The organism is Saccharopolyspora sp. NPDC049426 (assembly GCF_040676935.1).
Classification (GTDB): Bacteria; Actinomycetota; Actinomycetes; order Mycobacteriales; family Pseudonocardiaceae; genus Saccharopolyspora.
Map to the genome: position 1 here is coordinate 155313 of NZ_JBFAPZ010000004.1, position 16475 is coordinate 171787.

The window sequence follows — 16475 nt, forward strand, 5'->3', positions numbered from 1 at the left end:
CTGGTGGCGAACGCGAACCTGAAGGCGTTGACCGACGTCGGCGTGTCGATCTGGCTGGACGACCTGTCGCGCCACCGGATCCGGTCCGGTGGCTTCGACGAGCTCATCGAGGACTACGGCCTGGTGGGCGCGACCAGCAATCCGACGATCTTCGCCAACGCGCTGTCGAAGGAACCCGAGTACGACCGGCAATTCGACGAGCTCGCCAAGGCGGGCGTGACCACGGACCAGGCCGCCCGCATCATCACCACCGATGACGTGCGGGATGCTGCGGACATCTTCCGCAAGGTCCACGAGTCCACCGGTGGTGTGGACGGGCGGGTGTCGTTGGAGGTCGATCCGCGGCTGGCGCACGACACCGACAAGACGGTCGCCGAGGCGATCGATCTGTGGAAGGCCGTGGACCGGCCGAACCTGATGGTCAAGATCCCGGCCACGGTGGCGGGCCTGCCGGCGATCACGAAGGTGATCGCCGAGGGCATCAGCGTCAACGTGACGCTGATCTTCTCCGTCGAGCGCTACGAGGCCGTCATGGACGCCTACCTGGCCGGTCTGGAGCAGGCCAAGGCCAACGGCCACGACCTGGCGAGCATCGAGTCGGTGGCGTCGTTCTTCGTCTCCCGCGTGGACGCCGAGATCGACAAGCGGCTGGACGCGATGCAGGAGGGCCACCCGCTGCGCGGGCAGGCCGCGATCGCCAACGCCCGGCTGGCCTACGCCGCCTACCAGGAGGTCTTCTCCTCCGAGCGGTGGAAGGCGCTGCAGGCCGAGGGCGCTCGCGCGCAGCGTCCGCTGTGGGCCTCGACCGGGGTGAAGGACAAGTCCTACTCCGACACCCGCTACGTCGACGGGCTCGCCGCGCCGAACACGGTCAACACCATGCCGGAGTCGACGCTGCAGGCCACCGCCGACCACGCCGACGTGCGCGGCGACCTGGTCAGCGGCACCGCCGAGGCCTCGCAGAAGGTCTTCGACGACCTCGCCGCGGCCGGCATCGACCTCGACGACGTCTTCATCGCCCTGGAGACCGAAGGCGTCGACAAGTTCGAGAAGTCCTGGACCGAACTCCTCGGCACCGTCGCCGATCGGCTCGGGTAGTCCACAGAGGAGGATGAGATGTCTGATCCCGTGGATGCTTCCACGCCCACGCCCAACGAGACCAAGCCCGACCCGCAGGACCCGGAGGACCCGGCCAACCTGCAGTCGGCCGAAGACCTCGACGAGGACGAGCTCGGTACCGACCCGCTGGAGCGCGGCGTCGAACCGCCCGAGGGCTGGTCGGCCACCTCTCGGGAGCGGCCCACGCCGCGCGAGCAGCGCGAGGGCCGGACCCTCGACGAACGCATCGCCGAGGAACGCCCGGAAACCGACTAGCGGGCTGCTGTCGGTGGTGGGCGGACAATGGGCGAGGTGACCCAACAGGCTCAGGAGTGGCGGTTCGTCCAGGGCGGGCGGCTGCTGCCCGACTCCGTCGTCTCGGCGGTCGGCTACAGCTCCCGCCTGGACCGGCCGTGCCTGCACGTGGGGATGCCGTCGCCCGCGTTGACGCTCGTGCTGACCTTCGACGAGCCGGTGATCTCGGGCTTCCAGCCCTCCGGCGACGACGCCGAGAGCACGCATCTGGTGCTCGGGGGCCTGCACACCCGTCCCGCCTACATCGCTCAGCCCGAGGTGCAGAGCGGCATCCAGCTCGCCGTCCGCCCGCTGGCGTTGCGCCGGATGTTCGGCGTCCCGGCGGCGGAACTGCGGGATCGAGCGATCGACGCGCGGGACGTCCTCGGCAGCGGTGTCGAGGACCTGCGCCAGCGGCTCGCCGAACTGACCACGTGGCCCGAGCGGTTCGCCGCCCTGGTGACCTACCTGCGGGCGAACACCGCGGAGGTGACCTCGGGCGCGCGCCCGGAGGTGGCGGAGGCGTGGAAGTGGATCGCCTGGCACCGCGGCACCGGTTCGATGAGCGCGCTCGCCCGGCACGTCCACCTCGGGGAACGGCAGCTGACGTCGGTGTTCAAGGCCGAGCTCGGCGTCTCGCCGAAGGCGGCGTCGCGGTTGATGCGCTTCGAGCACGCCCGGCAGCGCATCGCCCACGCCGTCCAAGCAGGGGCTCCGCTCGACCTGGCGGCCGTGGCGCACTCGTGCGGCTACTACGACCACTCGCATCTCGTGCGCGACTTCAACCAGTACGCCGGGTCGAGCCCGAGCCGGTGGATCGCCGCGGAGCTCCGAAACATCCAAGCCGGCGCGGGGCAACCGGCGGAAGAATTCCCAGCATGACCACGACGAACACCAGACCCGCACCCACGGTGTGGGCAACGCTGCAAGCACACGACGCACCCGCGCTCATCGATTTCCTGGTGAACACGCTCGGCTTCATCAAGACCGCCGCGTACACCGACGGGGATCAGGTCGCCCACGCCCAGCTCGACTGGCCCGAGGGCGGCGGCATCATGCTCGGCTCCTACAAGCCCGGCAACGACTGGTCCCGCCAACCCGGCACGGCCGGGATGTACGTGGTGACCGAAGATCCCGATGCGCTCTACCAACGCGTGCGCGCGGCGGGCGCGGACATCTTCAGGGAGATCGCGGACCAGGAGTACGGCAACCGCGAGTTCGGAGTCCGGGACCCGGAGGGCAATCTCTGGTCCTTCGGCTACTACCGGGGCGAACCGCGCCCGTGATCACTCGCCCTTGAGGCGGGAGTTGCACTCCGCGCAGGTGGGGAAGTAGATCCAGTCGAGCTCGCTGGGTTGGGCCATGGCGACGAGTTGGCCGCACACCGCCTCGGCCGAGGCGAGGCCCTCCCAGCGGGCTCCGCGGAACGCGTGGCGCACGCCGCCCGGTACGTTCTCGTTGGGTATCGGAAGCCAGAAGTGCCGTTGCGCCTGCTCGGTGTGCATCCCCAGTCCTCTCGCTCGTGATCAGCTTGGGATGCAAGGTAGCGAACTGCAATTGCAACTCGCGATAACCCAATAGGTTGATCTGCTTGATTGCCGGAGTCGGACTGGTGCAAGATCCGGATCCATGTCGAAGACGTGGCCGGCGGTCCGGCGTGTGCAGGTCGGGTTGATGCTCCGCGCGATGCGCGAGAGGTCGGGCGTGAAGTCCAAGGAGATCAACGAGACGCTCGACTGGTACGTCGGCAAGCTCCAGAAGGTCGAGTCCGGCAACCTCACGGTCTCCGCGGCCGAGGTGAACGAACTCGTCCGGCTCTTCGGCCTCGACGACCAGGACGAAGCCGACCGCCTGCGAGCTCTCGCCAAGGAAGCCCGCCGCAGGGATCAGCCCGCCAGAGTCCCGGACTGGGCGGCCACCTACGTAGCCCTCGAAGGCGCAGCAGCGGAGATCAAGTACTACGACCCCGAAGTGATTCCTCCCGTGTTGCAGACGGAGCACACCGCGCGGGCTTCGTTGTCCAACCCCCTCGACGAGACCCAAGACGTCGAACCGGCCGTGGCTGAACGGGTCCGCAGGGCCGATCGCGTGCTCGGTGAGGACGCACCGCAACTGTGGTGCGTGGTCGGCGAAGCCGCTCTCTTCCGGCAGGTCGGTGGTCGTGGCGTGCTGCGTGACCAGCTTCAGCACCTTCGGAAAGCGGCAGCGCGGCCGAACGTCACCGTTCAGGTCTTGCCTTTCGACGCGGGAGAGCACGTCGCGCTCGGGTCGTCTTGGACGCTGTTGCACTTGGACGAGCCGTCGGCGACCTTCGTCTACACCGAAGCGCTCACGAGCGGTGACTACCTCGACAAACCCGCCCATACGGATCGCTACGTCAAAGCGTTCGATACCCTGCGGATGATCGCAGCGTCCGACCGAGCATCGGTCAAGATGCTGGATCGGAGGATCAAGGAACTGACCTAGTGGAGTGGTCACCATGCGCCCGTTTCAGTCGGTCACGGGCTGGCGGACGTCCAGTCGCAGCCAGGGGGCGCAGAACTGCGTGGAGGTCGGCCGGACTTCCGACTCCGGAGCAGCGGTCCGCGACACCAAGAACCGCACCGCCGGTCACTTCACCACCACAGCCCCGCAGTGGCAGCACTTCGTCGAAGCGATCAAGTCCGGTCGCTTCGACCGCTGAACCCCTCGCCCACGAGAAACGCCCCGCGTCAACGGGGGCGTTTCTCATGCGCGGACCATCACGTCGAGTGACGCACGACAACGGGCTTCCGCGGCGGGGATTCGAATTTCGCGCGAAATTCGAGTGCGAACTTCGGCGGTCCAATTTCGCGCGAAATTCCCAAAAGTGCTGCTCAGGTGCACTGGGGCGGGGACTGCTCGTGCGGGGTGAGGAGTTGGACCGTGCCCTCGCCGTTGGCGGCGAGGAGGAGGCACCCGTTCGCGGTGGTGGTGAGGCCTGCGAAGGGACGGGGTCTGGCCGGGGGGAACAGGGTGGGGGCCGGGTCTTCGCGGTGGAGGCCTGGTGGGAGGCCTACGGGGAGGGACGAGGCCGCGGTTCGGGTTTCGCCGGTGGTGAGGACGATGGAGACGAGGCGTTTGGCGCCGACCTCGACGACGTAGAGGGTGTCCTCGTCGACGGTGATGCCCTGTGGCTGGTCGAGGCCGTCCACGACGGTCACGACCGAACCGTCCTCGATGCGGACGACCGCGCCGAGGGAATCGTCCGAGGCGTAGTGGCGTCCTTCGCCGTCGAGCGCGACGTCCACCGGGTGCGGGAGCTCGACGATCGGGGTCACCGCGTCGGAGTCGTCGATGAGGATCACCCGGCCCGCACCGGTTTCGGCGACCAGCAGCCCGTTCTCGGTGATGGCGATGCCGGTGGGCTCGGCGAGGTCCTTCACGCGCATCCGGACCTCGCGGGTCTCGGGGTCGAAGGTCCGCACGTCGCCGTGCATCGAGGTGATGTGCACCAGCCCGCCACCTGCGGCGACGCCGTGGCAGGCGCCGCCTGCGACCGGCTGGATCAGGTCCCCGGTCACCAGATCTCCGTCGGCGAGCCGGAAGTGGTCGCCCGCGTAGACCCGGCCCGCGTCGTCGGCGGCCACGCCGAACGGACCGTGCAGCCCCCGGCCCACGACCGTTCGGGTGCCCAGCGCGTCGACCTGGGTCACGCCACCGCTGCCGTAGCTGGACACGAGCATCCGGTTCTCCCGGTCGAACGCCGCGTTGTCCATGCCCGCCACACCGGTCTCGATGGTGCTGCGGCGTCCGGTGTCCGGGTCGATGCGGGTGACGATTCCCGTCAGGCCCCGCGACAGCACCACCAGCGCGCCGTCGTGGTCGAAGCGCACGGCCACCGGTTCGTGCACGTCGTCGGCGACCTCCTGCGGTGCGCCGCCGTCCGGGGAGACCCGCCAGACCTGGCCGGTCATCATGTGCGGGTAGTACAGGGAACCGTCCGGGCCTTGCTGCATCGCGTTGCCCATCGCCAGACCTTCGGCGAGCACCACGATCTCGCCGGTGTCGGGCAGCAGCTCCACGACGCGCCCGCCCGGCCGCATCTCGTTGACGAACAGCCGGTCGCCCACGCAGGTGATGCCGTTGGGCACCCGGATCTCCTCCGACAGCAACGTGAACTCGCCGTCGGGGGAGCGGCGCCACACCCGCTGCGGGGTGATGTCGGCGATGTACATCGAACCGTCGGAGCCGAAGGCCAGGTCGTCCGGTGCCTGCACCGGGCCGTCGGCGGGAACGACGACCTCGACCTCGCCCGTGGTCGCATCGACGGCGCTGATCTGCCCGGCCAGGAACTGCGCGACGTAGAGCCGCGCGTCGGGTCCGAAGGTGATGCCGTTGGACCCCCACAGCGGGCTCGGCGGGTTGAGCCTGCTCATCGACCAGCGTTCGCTTCGCGGCGTGCCGAAGCCGGGGAAGCGCGTGTTCACCATGCGACCTTGAGCTCCTTGAGTCCGTAGATGGCGTGATCGCTGGCCCACGCGATCTCCTCGTCCGCGAGCCGCAGGGTCGGGAACCGCCGCAGCAGCGCCGGGAACGCGATGCGCATCTCCATCCGCGCCAGCGGAGCGCCCAGGCAGTGGTGGATGCCGTGACCGAACCCGAGATGCGGGCTGGCGGGGCGGGCGATGTCGAAGCGCTCCGGCTCGGCCACCAGGCCTGAATCCCGGTTGGCGGCAGGGAGGTTGAACGACACCAGATCACCGCGCCGGATCGTCACGCCGCCGAGCTCCACGTCGCGGGTGGCCAGCCGGGGCGAACCGGAGTTGACCACGCTCAGCCACCGCATCAGCTCCTCGACCGCGCCCGGAACCGACTCGGGCTCGTCGCGCACCGCCGCCAGTTGCTCGGGGTGGCGCAGCAGCGCCAGTGTGCCGAGTCCGAGCATGTTGGAGGTCGTCTCGTGGCCGGCGACGAGCAGCAGGTTCGCCACGCCGATGAGCTCGGCGTTGGTGAGTTCCTCGTCGTGCTCGCGGATCATCATCCCGATCAGGTCGTCGCCGGGATCGCGGCGGGCCCGCTCGACCAGGTCGGTCATGTACGCCTGCGCTTCGCGCCCGAGCTCGACCTTGTCCTGGTCGGAGACGGTGAGGTCGAGCTGCTTGCGGGTGCGCTCCTGGAACTCGTCGCGGTCGGCGACCGGCACGCCCAGCACTCGCAGATCACCAGCGACGGGATCGGCAGCGCGTACTGCGCCACCAGGTCCGCCGGGCTGCCGTGTCGTTCCAGCAGGTCCAGGTGCTCATCGACGATCTCGGTGATGCGCGGCTCCATGCGGCGCATCCGGCGGACGGTGAACTCCGGGGTGAGCATCCGCCGCAGCCGGTTGTGGTCCGGCGGATCCATCGACAGCAGGTTCCCGCTGCCGTCGCCGGAGAGGTGGCGCGGGTCGCGGGTCGCGCCACCGACGAGGTCGGCGGTGGTCCATCCGTTGCTGAAACCGGTGGTGTCGCCGAGCATCCGGCGCACGTCCTCGTGGCGGGTCAGCAGCCACGAGGGCGGCCCGAACGGGGTGGGCGCCCGCACGATTCCGGCGCCGTCGCGGACGGCCTCCACGTCGGGAGCCGGACCGAATCCGCTCCGGCGGCGGCTGACCTCGATGACGGCGGGCTCGGTTGCCTCGGGCACGAGCGTTCCCCCTTGGTTAAGTCGCGTGACTTAACCAAGGTACCAAGGGTGTCCGACCGAGATGCGAGAGCGCCCCCGCCGGAAACCGGCGAGGGCGCTCGCGTCGATCGTGGTGCCTACGGGGTTTCCGCCACCGCTCCCTTGGACTGCTCGCGTTCCTGCTGTGCCAGCCGCGAGTTCCGGTAGCCGTAGACGAAGTAGAGCAGCAGACCGGCGGCCATCCAGATCAGGAACCGGACCCAGGTCATCGCAGTCAGGTTCACCATCACCCACAGGCACGCCAGCACCGCGAGGACCGGGACCAGCGGAACCAGCGGGGTGCGGAAGGACCTCGGCAGGTCCGGCCGGGTCTTGCGCAGGACGATCACGCCGACCGACACCATGATGAACGCCGCCAGGGTGCCGACGTTGACCATCTCCTCCAGCTTGCTCGCCGGGAAGAACCCGGAGGCGATCACCACGAAGATGCCGACGAGGACCGTGGCGCGCACCGGCGTTCCCGTGGAATCGCTGGTCTTGGCGAGCGCGCGGGGAACGAGGCCGTCGCGGGACATCGCGAACAGCACGCGGATCTGACCCAGCATCAGCACCATGACCACAGTGGTCAGACCCGCCAGCGCGCCGATGATGATGAAGCTCGCCGTCCAGGTCTGGCCGTGGTAGGTGAACGCGGTCGCGAGGGTGGCCTTGGTGCCGTCGGGCTTGGTGGCCAGTTCCTTGTAGGAGACCATGCCGGTCACGACCAGCGCCACGGCGACGTAGAGCACGGTCACGATCGCCAGCGATCCCATGATGCCGCGGGGCATGTCGCGCTGCGGGTTGCGGGTTTCCTCGGCGGTGGTGGCCACGACGTCGAAGCCGATGAAGGCGAAGAACACGATGGCCGCACCGGCGAAGATGCCGAACACGCCGAAGTTGCTCGTGGAACCGCCCAGCATCAGGGAGAACAGGGACTGCTCGAGCCCGCCCCCGCTGGAGTCACCGCCGGTCGGCTCCGGGATGAACGGTGTGTAGTTGGCCGTGTTGATCCACTGCAGGCCCGCGAAGATCACCAGCAGCACCACGGCGATCTTGATGAGCGTGATGACCTGCGTGACCCGCGCGGAGAGCTTGATGCCCACGGCCAGCACGGTGGTCAGGAGCAGGGTGAGCACCACCGCGCCCCAGTCGAAGTCGAACCCGGCCAGCGAAACCGTGGTCTTGGCCTGGATGCCGAGCAACCCGAGCGCTTCCTGCAGGTACTCCGACCAGCCCTTGGCGACGACGGCCGAACCCAGCGCCAGTTCCAGCAGCAGGTCCCAGCCGAGGATCCAGGCGATGAACTCGCCGAACGTCGCGTACGAGTACGTGTACGCGCTGCCCGCCACGGGCACGGTCGAGGCGAACTCGGCGTAGCACAACGCCGCGAGCCCGCACGCGATCGCCGAGATCACGAAGGAGAGAGCCACACCGGGACCGGCGATGTTTCCGGCGGTCCGAGCGGTCATGGTGAAGATGCCGGCGCCGATGGTGACGGCCACACCGAACATCACGAGATCGAAAGCAGACAGGTTCTTGCGCAGCCGAGTATCCGGTTCATCGGTGTCGGCGCGCGATTGCTCCACGGACTTCGTCCGCAGCAGCCCAGTACGAGGCACTGTCCCCATCCTCCTAGTACGGCCGTTGGACACGAACGGCCTGGAAGGTAAGCCGGAGGTATGGGGATGTCGAGACCGCGAGCAGGAGCGTTGTGAGTGCGTGACCGGTTCGAACCACTGGGTGGAACCCGCGCGCCGCGACCGAGGTCAGGACGGGACCGCGCCCCGCTGCCTGACCCGCACCGCGGTCTCCTGGATCGCCTCGACCAGCCGCGCCGTCTCCCGCGCACCGCGCAGCCAGGACCGCTCGATCTCCGGCGTCCGGCCTTCGCGCACCGCCCCGGCGAAGGAGGCCAGCGAATCGCGGAACTGGTGCGAGGCGTCGAGCGTGAACTCCTCTACGTGGTCCTTCTCCTCCAGCCGCAGCAGAGGGCGGTGCTCGGCGGGCGGGGTGAACGCGCGCTCCAGGCTCAGGTGCGCCGCATCGCCCCACAGCGCGTAGCGGGAGCGGTAGGCGTGCTGGAAGCCGAACTCGAGGTCGGCGAAAACCCCGTTCTCCGACACCAGGAGCGCGTGCCCTGCCATGTCCACACCGGTGTCGGTGTCGACCCGCAACGTCGCACCGGCCACCGTCAACCCCTCGCCGAGCATCAGCTGCGCGGCCCGGATCGGGTACACCCCGACGTCGAGCAGGCATCCCGCACCCAGCTCGGGGTCGTAGCGGATGTCCCCGGCGCGCGGCGACGGAACGCCGAAGGCCGAGCTGAAGGTCCGCAACCGGCCCAGCCGTCCGCGCTCGACGAGCTCGCGCACCACCTCGTGCTGCGGATGGTGCTGGAACGCGAAGTTCTCCCGCAGCAGCAGCCCTCGCTCGGCGGCCAGCGCCACCAGTTCACCGGTCTGCTCGGCGGAGATCGTCATCGGCTTCTCGCACAGCACGTGCTTCCCGGCGCGCAGCGCGCGTCGCGCCCACTCGAAGTGCAGCGAGTTCGGCAGTGACAGGTACACCGCGTCGATTGCCGAGGAGTCGATCATCTCCTCGTAGCTCATCGCGGTCCCACCGTGCTCGGCGGCGAAGCGCTCGGCCCTGGCCGGCGCCCGGCTGGCGACCCCGGCGACTCGGGAACCCTCGATCCCGTGCAGCGCGGGGAGCATTCGTCGTTCGGCGATTCCGGAGCAGCCGAGCACGCCCCACGCCACCGGCTGGTTCATCGGTGATCCCTCGCAGACTCCTCGATGCGGCGCAACGCGTGCAGCGTAGGGGATCTTGGTGGTCGGTTGCGGGACGCTCAGGAGGTTCGGCCGCGCCGGGCCAGAAGGACGGCGAAGGCCGGAACGCCCACCAGCGCGGTCATGACGCCCACCGGAACCTCCTGCGGGGCGGCGACGGTGGTGGCCAGGACGTCCACCCACACCAGCAGGATCGCGCCCAGCACGGCCGTGACCGGCAGCAGCGCGCGATGCCGCGGGCCCACCAGCAGCCGCGCGGCCTGCGGCAGGACCAGACCGACGAACCCGATCGCACCGGCCGCCGCGACGAGCGTGGCGGTCAGCAGCGCGGTGGTCACCAGCAGCACGATCCGCAGTCGCGTGACGTGAACGCCCAGCGCCGCGGCCGTGTCCTGCCCCAGCGCGAAGGCGTCCAGCGCCCCGGCCCGCGACAGGCACAGCAGCAGGCAGACCGCGCACACCGCGCCCGAGACCGCCACGTCGTTCCAGCGGGCGCCGGAGAGCGAACCGAGCAGCCAGAACAGCACGCCCCGGGTCTGCTCGGCGTCCGCCGAGGTGATCACGACGAACGACGTCAGGGCCGAGAACAGCTGCGTCCCGGCGACACCGGCCAGCACCACGTGCGTCGTGGTGCCACCGGCCACCGCGCCCAAGGTCATCACCAGCGCGAACGCGACCAGCGCACCGGCGAAGGCGCCCGCGGTCAAACCGATCGCGCCCGCGCCCAACCCGAGGATCACCACCAGCACGGCACCTGTCGAGGCGCCCGCTGACACGCCCAGCAGGAAGGGGTCGGCGAGCGGGTTGCGCAGCAACGACTGCAACACCGCGCCGCACACCCCGAGCCCGGCGCCGCAGATCGCCGCGAGGACCGCGCGCGGCAACCGCAGCTGCCAGACGATGCCCTGCCCGATCCGCGACACGTCGGTCTCGCCCAGACCCAGCCGCGCGCCCACCACGCCGGCCACGTCGGCCACCGACAGCGGAGCCGGACCGAGCGTGACCGCCACGGCGATCGACAGCAGCAGCAGCGGGAGCCCGGCCAGCACGATCAGCGAGGAGGGCAGGCGCCTGGTCCTCACCGCCGCTCCAGCTCGGCCAACCGGTCGGCGAGCCGTTCGATCCCGGTGATCGTGCGCATGCTGATGTTCATCTCGGTGCCGGTCATGCTCATCCACCGGCTCTCGCCGACGGCGGGCAACCGTGACATCGCGGGGTCGGTGCGCAGGAATTCCTGCTTGGCGGCGAGGGAATCGCCTTCGCCGTCGCGGGTGAGGTCACCGAGCACCAGCAGGTCGGGGTCGCGGGCGAGCACGTCCTCCCACGACACCTGCGGCCACATCGAGCGCACGTCGTCGTAGGCGTTGCGCACCCCGAGGGTGCGGGTCATGATCGCCGGAGAGCCGGTCGAGCCTGCCACGTAGGGGGATTCGGTGCGGGCGAACCAGAACAGCACCGAGGTGTCCCGGTGGGCGACGGCCTTGCGCTGGGCGTCAGCCACCCGTTGCCGCAGTTGCGCCACCAGCGCTTCGCCGCGCTGCGGGACGTCGAAGATCGTGGCGATCTCCTGCACCTCGCGGTAGATGTCGTCGAGCTCGACCGGCTCGGCGAGGGGTGCTTCCTCGGGCAGGCAGTTGGAGGGGGAGAGGTAGGTGGGGACTCCGAGCTCGGCGAAGCGCTCCCGCGAGGCCACGCCCTCGTCGGTGAACACCGCCTGGTAGGCGCCCAGCACCACGTCGGGCTCGGTGGCCAGCACTGATTCGAACGACGGGTTGTTGTCGGAAAGCCGCGGCACCCGGGCGTTCTCGGCGGCCAGCGCCGGATCGACCGGATCGGTCCAGGTCGCGGTGCCCACCATCCGGTCCGCCAGTCCCAGGGCCAGCATGATCTCGGTGGTCGACTGGTTGAGGCTCACCGCGCGGCGCGGCGGTTCGGACACCGAGACGTTCGCGTCGCAGTTGGGCAGCGACACCCGAGGCGGAGCCGACTCCGTCGCGGGTGCGTTGCAGGCGGCGAGGGCGGTGGCGCAGAGCAGCATCAAGCCCGTGCGCGTCCAGCGTAAGAACACGTTGTGCGGAAATCCTCACCCCAGGCCCATTCGCGAGACCTGGTCGGCCGATTCCCGGAGCCGGGTGCGGATCCGGGGAGCCGGCAGGTCTTCGGGCTCGGGCTCGACCGGGCGAGCCGCCTTCCCGGATCGAGTGCGATCCAGTGGCTCGGGCTCGTCCGTCACCCCTACCGCTGCGCGTCAGCTCCGGCTTCCGACCGGATTCCCATCGGCCACACGTGGCACGACCGGCTCGCGATCGAGTCTAACCGGCGGGGGTGCGGTCGATCCGGCGGCCGTTGCGACGAATCGCCTCGACCGCCCGAATCGCCCGCACCCCTCACTGTTGACCTGCGACGAGTCCGCGCGGAAATCCACCGTGGACTACTGGTGCGTGCCGCCGTCGACGCGGATCTCGGTGCCGGTGATGAAGGCGCCGTCGTCGGAGGCGAGCATCGCGACCACGCCGGCCACGTGCTCCGGCGGTGCGAAGCCGCTGCCGAGGGCGGGGGAGAGCTTGGTGAACAGGTCCCAGTCGGTGTCGGCGGGCAGTTTGTCCGCGGTGGTCTCGGTGATGCCGCTGCGAATTCCGCCGGGCACCAGCGATACCGCGCGCAGGCCCTGCTTGGCGTACTCCAGGGCGATGGCGTGGGTGAACGACTGGATGCCGCCCTTGCTGGCGGCGTAGGCGGCCATGTAGGGGTGGGCGAAGTTCGCCGAGGTCGAGCTGAAGTTGATCACCACGCCGCTGCCGGTCTCCAGCAGCGCGGGTAACGCCGCGCGGGTGACCAGGAAGGTGCCGGTGAGGTTGACCGCGAGGATCCGGTTCCACAGCTCCAGCGAGCACTCGTGCGTGTGCGCGCTGTGCAGCATCCCCGCCGCGTTGACCAGCACGTCCAGCCCGCCCAGCTGCTCGGCCGCGGCCGGTACCGTCGCGTCGACGGCGTCCTCCTGGGAGATGTCCAGCGGCAGGGTTCCCAGCCGGTCGCAGGTGCCGGCCTCGGCCGCGCGCCGCGAGGTCTCCTTCAGCCCGGTCTCGTCGATGTCGGTGGTCAGCACTCTGGCGCCCTCGTCGAGCAGGCGCAGCACGCTGGCCTGCCCGATCCCCGACGCTCCACCTGTCACGAGCACGCGCTTGCCGTTGAGCCTGTCCATCGCGATCGCGTCCTTCCGCACCCTCGAACGCCCCGACCGGGCCTTCGTGAGGCTCAACGCACGACGCGGCCGGAAGTTGCTCACCAACCGGGGCGGGGCGGTCGATCGTCCGGTGTGGACGAATGTGACGAACGTCGGTCACAGCGGGTGGATCTCGGGCTGGACGCCACACGGAGCGTTAGTTAGGTTAGGCGCACTTAACTCGCTGCGAGGTGTGGAAATGCGCTGGATGCGGACCCTGGGGCTGATCATGGCAGTCCTGCTGGGAATCGCCCTGACCGGCTGCGGCGCGGCCGGTCCCGAGAACGACGAGCCCGCCGCCGGATCGGCGGACGGCCAGTTCCCGGTCACCATCAAGACCGCGTTCGGTGACGTCACCGTTCCGGAGCGTCCCCAGCGGGTCGTCGCGCTGGGATGGGGCGACGCCGAAACCGCGCTGAGCCTCGGGGTGCAGCCCGTCGGTGCCGCCGACTGGCTGCCGGTGGGTGGCGACGGCGTCCCGCCGTGGATCCCCGCCGACAAGCGCTACGCAACACCGCCGAAGATGCTCGGCACCATGGAGGTCGACATGGAGGCCGTCGCGGCGCTCCAGCCCGACCTGATCCTCGACACCCGCGCCAGCGGCGACAAGGAGCGCTACAACCTGCTCAACCGGCTCGGCGTTCCCGTGGTGAGCATCCCGCCGGGCGGGGAGAGCTACCTGACCACCTGGGACCAGCAGCTGGACATGGTGGGCAAGGCACTGGGCAAGTCCGCCGAAGCAGCTCAGCAGAAGGCCGGCCTGGAGGCCAAGTTCCAGCAGGCCGCCGCCGCGCACCCGCAGTTCGCGGGCAAGACCGTGGCCGTCGGCGCCAAGATGGTCGGCTCCTACGGCGCTTACGTCAACGGCGGTTCGCGCCTGGAGTTCATGGAGCGGCTGGGCTTCCGCCAGTCACCGGCCGTGCAGGCGGTCGCCGGGGACAACTTCTTCGTCAGCGTCTCGCCCGAGCGCATGGACCTGTTCAACGCCGACCTGACCGTGATGTTCCCGATCGGCCTGTCCGCCGTCGAGGTCGACAAGGACCAGATGTTCCAGTCGGTGCCGTCGGTCCGCGAACGCCGCGCCGTCGTGCTGCACGACGAGCAGGCCGTGCAGGCGTTCTCGGCGGGCACCGCCGCGGGCATGTCCTACGCGGTCGATAAGGTCGTGCCGTTGATCGCGCAGGCCCAGGCGGGCTGAGCCCGCGCCGCACCGCTGATCAGGAGAACGATTCCGTGCCCTCGTGGGATCCGAGTGAGGCCGAGCAGGTCACCTCCGAAGCGCAACTCCGCGAGGTCGTCGAACCGCCGCACCCGGAGATCGCCGAGAAGGTGGTCTCCGGGATCGACGGCGCCAGCCGCCGGTTCATCGAGCGGTCGCGGTTGTTCTTCGTGGCCACCGCGGGCGAGGACGCGAGGATCGACGTCTCGCCGCGCGGCGACACCACCCGCAGCGTCGTGGTCTTCGACGACGGCAAGACGCTGGCCTACGCCGAACGCCCCGGCAACCGGCGCATGGACGGGCTGCACAACCTGCTGCGGAACCCGCAGGTGGGAATGCTGTTCCTGATCCCCGGCATCAACCACGTGCTGCGGGTCAACGGCACCGCCACCATCGTGCGGTCCGCGCCGTTCATGGCCGACCTCGCGCTCAAGGGCGTGCCCCCGGCGCTGGCCGTGGTCGTCGACGTCGAGGAGCTGTTCGTGCACTGCGGCCGGGCGCTGCTCAAATCCGGGGCCTGGCGGCCCGACACCTGGCCGGAGGGCGAGCAGCCCGGGGTCATGGCGCTCTACGACTCCCAGCAGGCGCTCAAGCCTCGGGTGTGACGCTGCGAGCGGGAACCACCGGGACCGCGAGCAGGGCGAAGCACCCGGCCACCGCGAAGGCGATCGGGTAGCCGGCCACCGCGATGAGGGCTCCCATCACGGGCGGGACCGCCGTGGCCGTGAGGAACTGACCGGTGTTCTGCGCTCCCATGGCCCGTCCGCTCCAGTGCGGGCCCGCGATCTCGGCCACCGCGGTGAACGCCAGGCCGTTGTGGGCCACCGCGATGATCGAGGCGACGATCATGAAGGTCAGCGCCAGGGGAGTGCCGGAGAACGCCGCCAGCCCGCCCATCGCGATCGCCGAACCGAAGGCGAAGTAGCGGATCGGGCGCACCCGGCTGCCGATCCGGTCCGACCAGATTCCCGCGCCGACCCTGCTCAGGGCACTGAGCAGCTGCGTCGTGCCGACCAGGGCGCTGGCCGCGGCGGTGCTCCAGTGCTGGGTCGCGATCAGCCAGACCAGCATGTAGGTCCAGACCGTCTGCTGCGGCACGGTGAGCGCGATCGAGACGCCGTGGATGCGCAGCAGCCTCCGGTCGCCGCGATAGGGGTTCGCGCCATGGCCGGTCCGCCGGGACTCGGCCATCGACGGCCGCGGCGGGTCCACGATCATCGCCGCCACCAGCACCGCCGCCAGCGCGCACACGGCCGCCACGGTCAGCATGGTCACGGCGAGTCCGCGCGCCTCGACGAGGTTGGGCACCAGCACCGAGGTCAGGCCCACACCCAGCGGTTGCGCGGTCTGCCGGATCCCCATCGCCATGCCCCGGCGCTGCGGCGGGAACCAGCCCGAGACGACCCGGCCGCTGGCCGAGTTCGTGCTGGCTCCGCCCGCGCCGCCGAGGAACAGCAGCACCGCCAGCAGCACCAGCGAGTCGGCCAGCGCCGCCGCGCCGGCGCTGATGGCGAGCATGCTCAACCCGATCAGCAGCGACACCCGCTCGCCGATGCGGTCGACGATCGCACCCCAGACGATCAGCGTGCACATGGTCCCGGCCAGCGGTGCGGCGGCGATCAAGCCGGTTTGGGACAACGACAGCCCGCGCTCGAAGTGCAGGTTCGGGATCAGCGCGGGCGGGGCGTTGGTGAACACCGTCGCTGCCAGCTGCGCGAACATCGAGATCGCCAGCATCAGCCAGCGGTTCGGAGCGCGCGTGATCGGCGGAGCGGTCATGGGCCGAACGTTAGACCATTAGCGAAGTTAATGATTCGGGGTCGAGGGGGTGCGCGCCGGGCGCACCCCCTCCGGTCCGTCAGTCCACGGCCATCTCGCCCAGCTCCGACCAGCCGTTCTGGTCGATCTCGGCGTTGATGATGCGCGGGGTTTCCGCCAGGTAGGGCGGGAGCTGAGCGCGGGCGTCGTGGAAGTGCTGCGAGGTGACGTGGGCCGACCCCGCCTCGCCGTCGCGGAACGCCTCCACCAGCACGTACTCGGTCTCGTCTTCGAGGCTGCGGGACCAGTCGAACCACAGGCAGCCCGGCTCGGCGCGGGTCGCCTCGGTGAAGGACCGGGAGATCTCCGGCCACGCCTCCGCGTGCTCCGGTTTGATCCGCCACTTCGCGGTGATGAAGATCATCGTCGT

General features: G+C 69.9%; 19 protein-coding genes and 1 riboswitch. Of the genes, 8 read left to right on the top strand and 11 right to left on the bottom strand.

Features of this window, described 5'->3' with window-relative positions:
* Genes tal through AB0J78_RS09655 form a run of 4 tightly spaced genes read left to right on the top strand, consistent with a single transcriptional unit; the run spans position 1 to position 2678 of the window.
* On the top strand, positions 1 to 1098 hold the full coding sequence (gene tal, locus AB0J78_RS09640) for a transaldolase (protein ID WP_363788883.1): 1098 nt from the start codon (positions 1 to 3) through the stop codon (positions 1096 to 1098).
* A gap of 18 nt (positions 1099 to 1116) precedes the next feature.
* Positions 1117 to 1374 carry a hypothetical protein gene (locus AB0J78_RS09645; RefSeq protein WP_363788291.1) on the top strand — a complete coding sequence of 86 codons (258 nt, stop codon included), beginning with the start codon at positions 1117 to 1119 and terminating at the stop codon, positions 1372 to 1374.
* Positions 1375 to 1410: 36 nt separating this feature from the next.
* Positions 1411 to 2274, top strand: a complete 864-nt coding sequence (locus AB0J78_RS09650; RefSeq protein ID WP_363788292.1) for a helix-turn-helix domain-containing protein — start codon at positions 1411 to 1413, stop codon at positions 2272 to 2274.
* Positions 2271 to 2678, top strand: a complete 408-nt coding sequence (locus AB0J78_RS09655) for a VOC family protein (RefSeq protein ID WP_363788293.1) — start codon at positions 2271 to 2273, stop codon at positions 2676 to 2678. The genes AB0J78_RS09650 and AB0J78_RS09655 overlap by 4 nt, the downstream gene beginning before the upstream one ends.
* Here AB0J78_RS09655 and AB0J78_RS09660 read toward each other — a convergent pair whose 3' ends face one another.
* Positions 2679 to 2897 carry a hypothetical protein gene (locus AB0J78_RS09660; RefSeq protein WP_363788294.1) on the bottom strand — a complete coding sequence of 73 codons (219 nt, stop codon included), beginning with the start codon at positions 2895 to 2897 and terminating at the stop codon, positions 2679 to 2681. It abuts the gene before it with no gap.
* A 124-nt stretch (positions 2898 to 3021) separates the two neighbouring features.
* Here AB0J78_RS09660 and AB0J78_RS09665 point away from each other — a divergent pair, with 124 nt between their 5' ends.
* Both AB0J78_RS09665 and AB0J78_RS09670 read left to right on the top strand, forming a co-directional pair.
* Positions 3022 to 3858 carry a helix-turn-helix transcriptional regulator gene (locus AB0J78_RS09665; protein ID WP_363788295.1) on the top strand — a complete coding sequence of 279 codons (837 nt, stop codon included), beginning with the start codon at positions 3022 to 3024 and terminating at the stop codon, positions 3856 to 3858.
* A gap of 13 nt (positions 3859 to 3871) precedes the next feature.
* Entirely contained in the window at positions 3872 to 4075 is a 204-nt protein-coding gene (locus tag AB0J78_RS09670; protein ID WP_363788296.1) for a DUF397 domain-containing protein, read from the top strand.
* Positions 4076 to 4247: 172 nt separating this feature from the next.
* Here the strand turns inward: AB0J78_RS09670 and AB0J78_RS09675 are convergent, their stop codons facing one another.
* The 8 genes from AB0J78_RS09675 to AB0J78_RS09710 all read right to left on the bottom strand — a co-directional run bounded on the left by AB0J78_RS09675 (position 4248) and on the right by AB0J78_RS09710 (position 13047).
* Positions 4248 to 5843, bottom strand: a complete 1596-nt coding sequence (locus AB0J78_RS09675) for a PQQ-binding-like beta-propeller repeat protein (RefSeq protein ID WP_363788297.1) — start codon at positions 5841 to 5843, stop codon at positions 4248 to 4250.
* Entirely contained in the window at positions 5837 to 6556 is a 720-nt protein-coding gene (locus AB0J78_RS09680) for a cytochrome P450 (RefSeq protein WP_363788884.1), read from the bottom strand. Before AB0J78_RS09680 ends, AB0J78_RS09675 begins: the two co-directional genes overlap by 7 nt.
* Positions 6445 to 7038, bottom strand: coding sequence for a hypothetical protein (locus AB0J78_RS09685; RefSeq protein ID WP_363788298.1), 594 nt, complete (start codon positions 7036 to 7038; stop codon positions 6445 to 6447). The genes AB0J78_RS09680 and AB0J78_RS09685 overlap by 112 nt, the downstream gene beginning before the upstream one ends.
* 116 nt (positions 7039 to 7154) lie before the next feature.
* Positions 7155 to 8675, bottom strand: a complete 1521-nt coding sequence (locus AB0J78_RS09690; protein ID WP_363788299.1) for an amino acid permease — start codon at positions 8673 to 8675, stop codon at positions 7155 to 7157.
* Positions 8676 to 8822: 147 nt separating this feature from the next.
* On the bottom strand, positions 8823 to 9827 hold the full coding sequence (locus AB0J78_RS09695; RefSeq protein WP_363788300.1) for a Gfo/Idh/MocA family oxidoreductase: 1005 nt from the start codon (positions 9825 to 9827) through the stop codon (positions 8823 to 8825).
* A 77-nt stretch (positions 9828 to 9904) separates the two neighbouring features.
* On the bottom strand, positions 9905 to 10927 hold the full coding sequence (locus AB0J78_RS09700) for an iron chelate uptake ABC transporter family permease subunit (RefSeq protein ID WP_363788301.1): 1023 nt from the start codon (positions 10925 to 10927) through the stop codon (positions 9905 to 9907).
* On the bottom strand, positions 10924 to 11913 hold the full coding sequence (locus AB0J78_RS09705; protein ID WP_363788302.1) for an ABC transporter substrate-binding protein: 990 nt from the start codon (positions 11911 to 11913) through the stop codon (positions 10924 to 10926). Before AB0J78_RS09705 ends, AB0J78_RS09700 begins: the two co-directional genes overlap by 4 nt.
* Before the next feature lie 64 nt (positions 11914 to 11977).
* A riboswitch (cobalamin riboswitch) is annotated at positions 11978 to 12160 on the bottom strand.
* A 116-nt stretch (positions 12161 to 12276) separates the two neighbouring features.
* The gene (locus AB0J78_RS09710) at positions 12277 to 13047 is read right to left on the bottom strand and encodes an SDR family NAD(P)-dependent oxidoreductase (RefSeq protein WP_363788303.1); all 771 of its coding nucleotides are present in this window, start codon (positions 13045 to 13047) and stop codon (positions 12277 to 12279) included.
* A gap of 220 nt (positions 13048 to 13267) precedes the next feature.
* Between AB0J78_RS09710 and AB0J78_RS09715 the strand changes: the two genes are divergently transcribed.
* Both AB0J78_RS09715 and AB0J78_RS09720 read left to right on the top strand, forming a co-directional pair.
* Positions 13268 to 14266, top strand: coding sequence for an iron-siderophore ABC transporter substrate-binding protein (locus AB0J78_RS09715; protein ID WP_363788304.1), 999 nt, complete (start codon positions 13268 to 13270; stop codon positions 14264 to 14266).
* 35 nt (positions 14267 to 14301) lie between these two features.
* Positions 14302 to 14892: an MSMEG_1061 family FMN-dependent PPOX-type flavoprotein gene (locus tag AB0J78_RS09720; RefSeq protein ID WP_363788305.1), complete on the top strand. Its 591-nt coding sequence runs from the start codon at positions 14302 to 14304 to the stop codon at positions 14890 to 14892.
* Here the strand turns inward: AB0J78_RS09720 and AB0J78_RS09725 are convergent.
* Both AB0J78_RS09725 and AB0J78_RS09730 read right to left on the bottom strand, forming a co-directional pair.
* Positions 14876 to 16066, bottom strand: a complete 1191-nt coding sequence (locus AB0J78_RS09725; protein WP_363788306.1) for an MFS transporter — start codon at positions 16064 to 16066, stop codon at positions 14876 to 14878. The two genes, AB0J78_RS09720 and AB0J78_RS09725, sit on opposite strands and share 17 nt — an antisense overlap.
* 79 nt (positions 16067 to 16145) lie before the next feature.
* Entirely contained in the window at positions 16146 to 16469 is a 324-nt protein-coding gene (locus tag AB0J78_RS09730; RefSeq protein ID WP_363788307.1) for a putative quinol monooxygenase, read from the bottom strand.
* Positions 16470 to 16475: the final 6 nt, after the last annotated feature.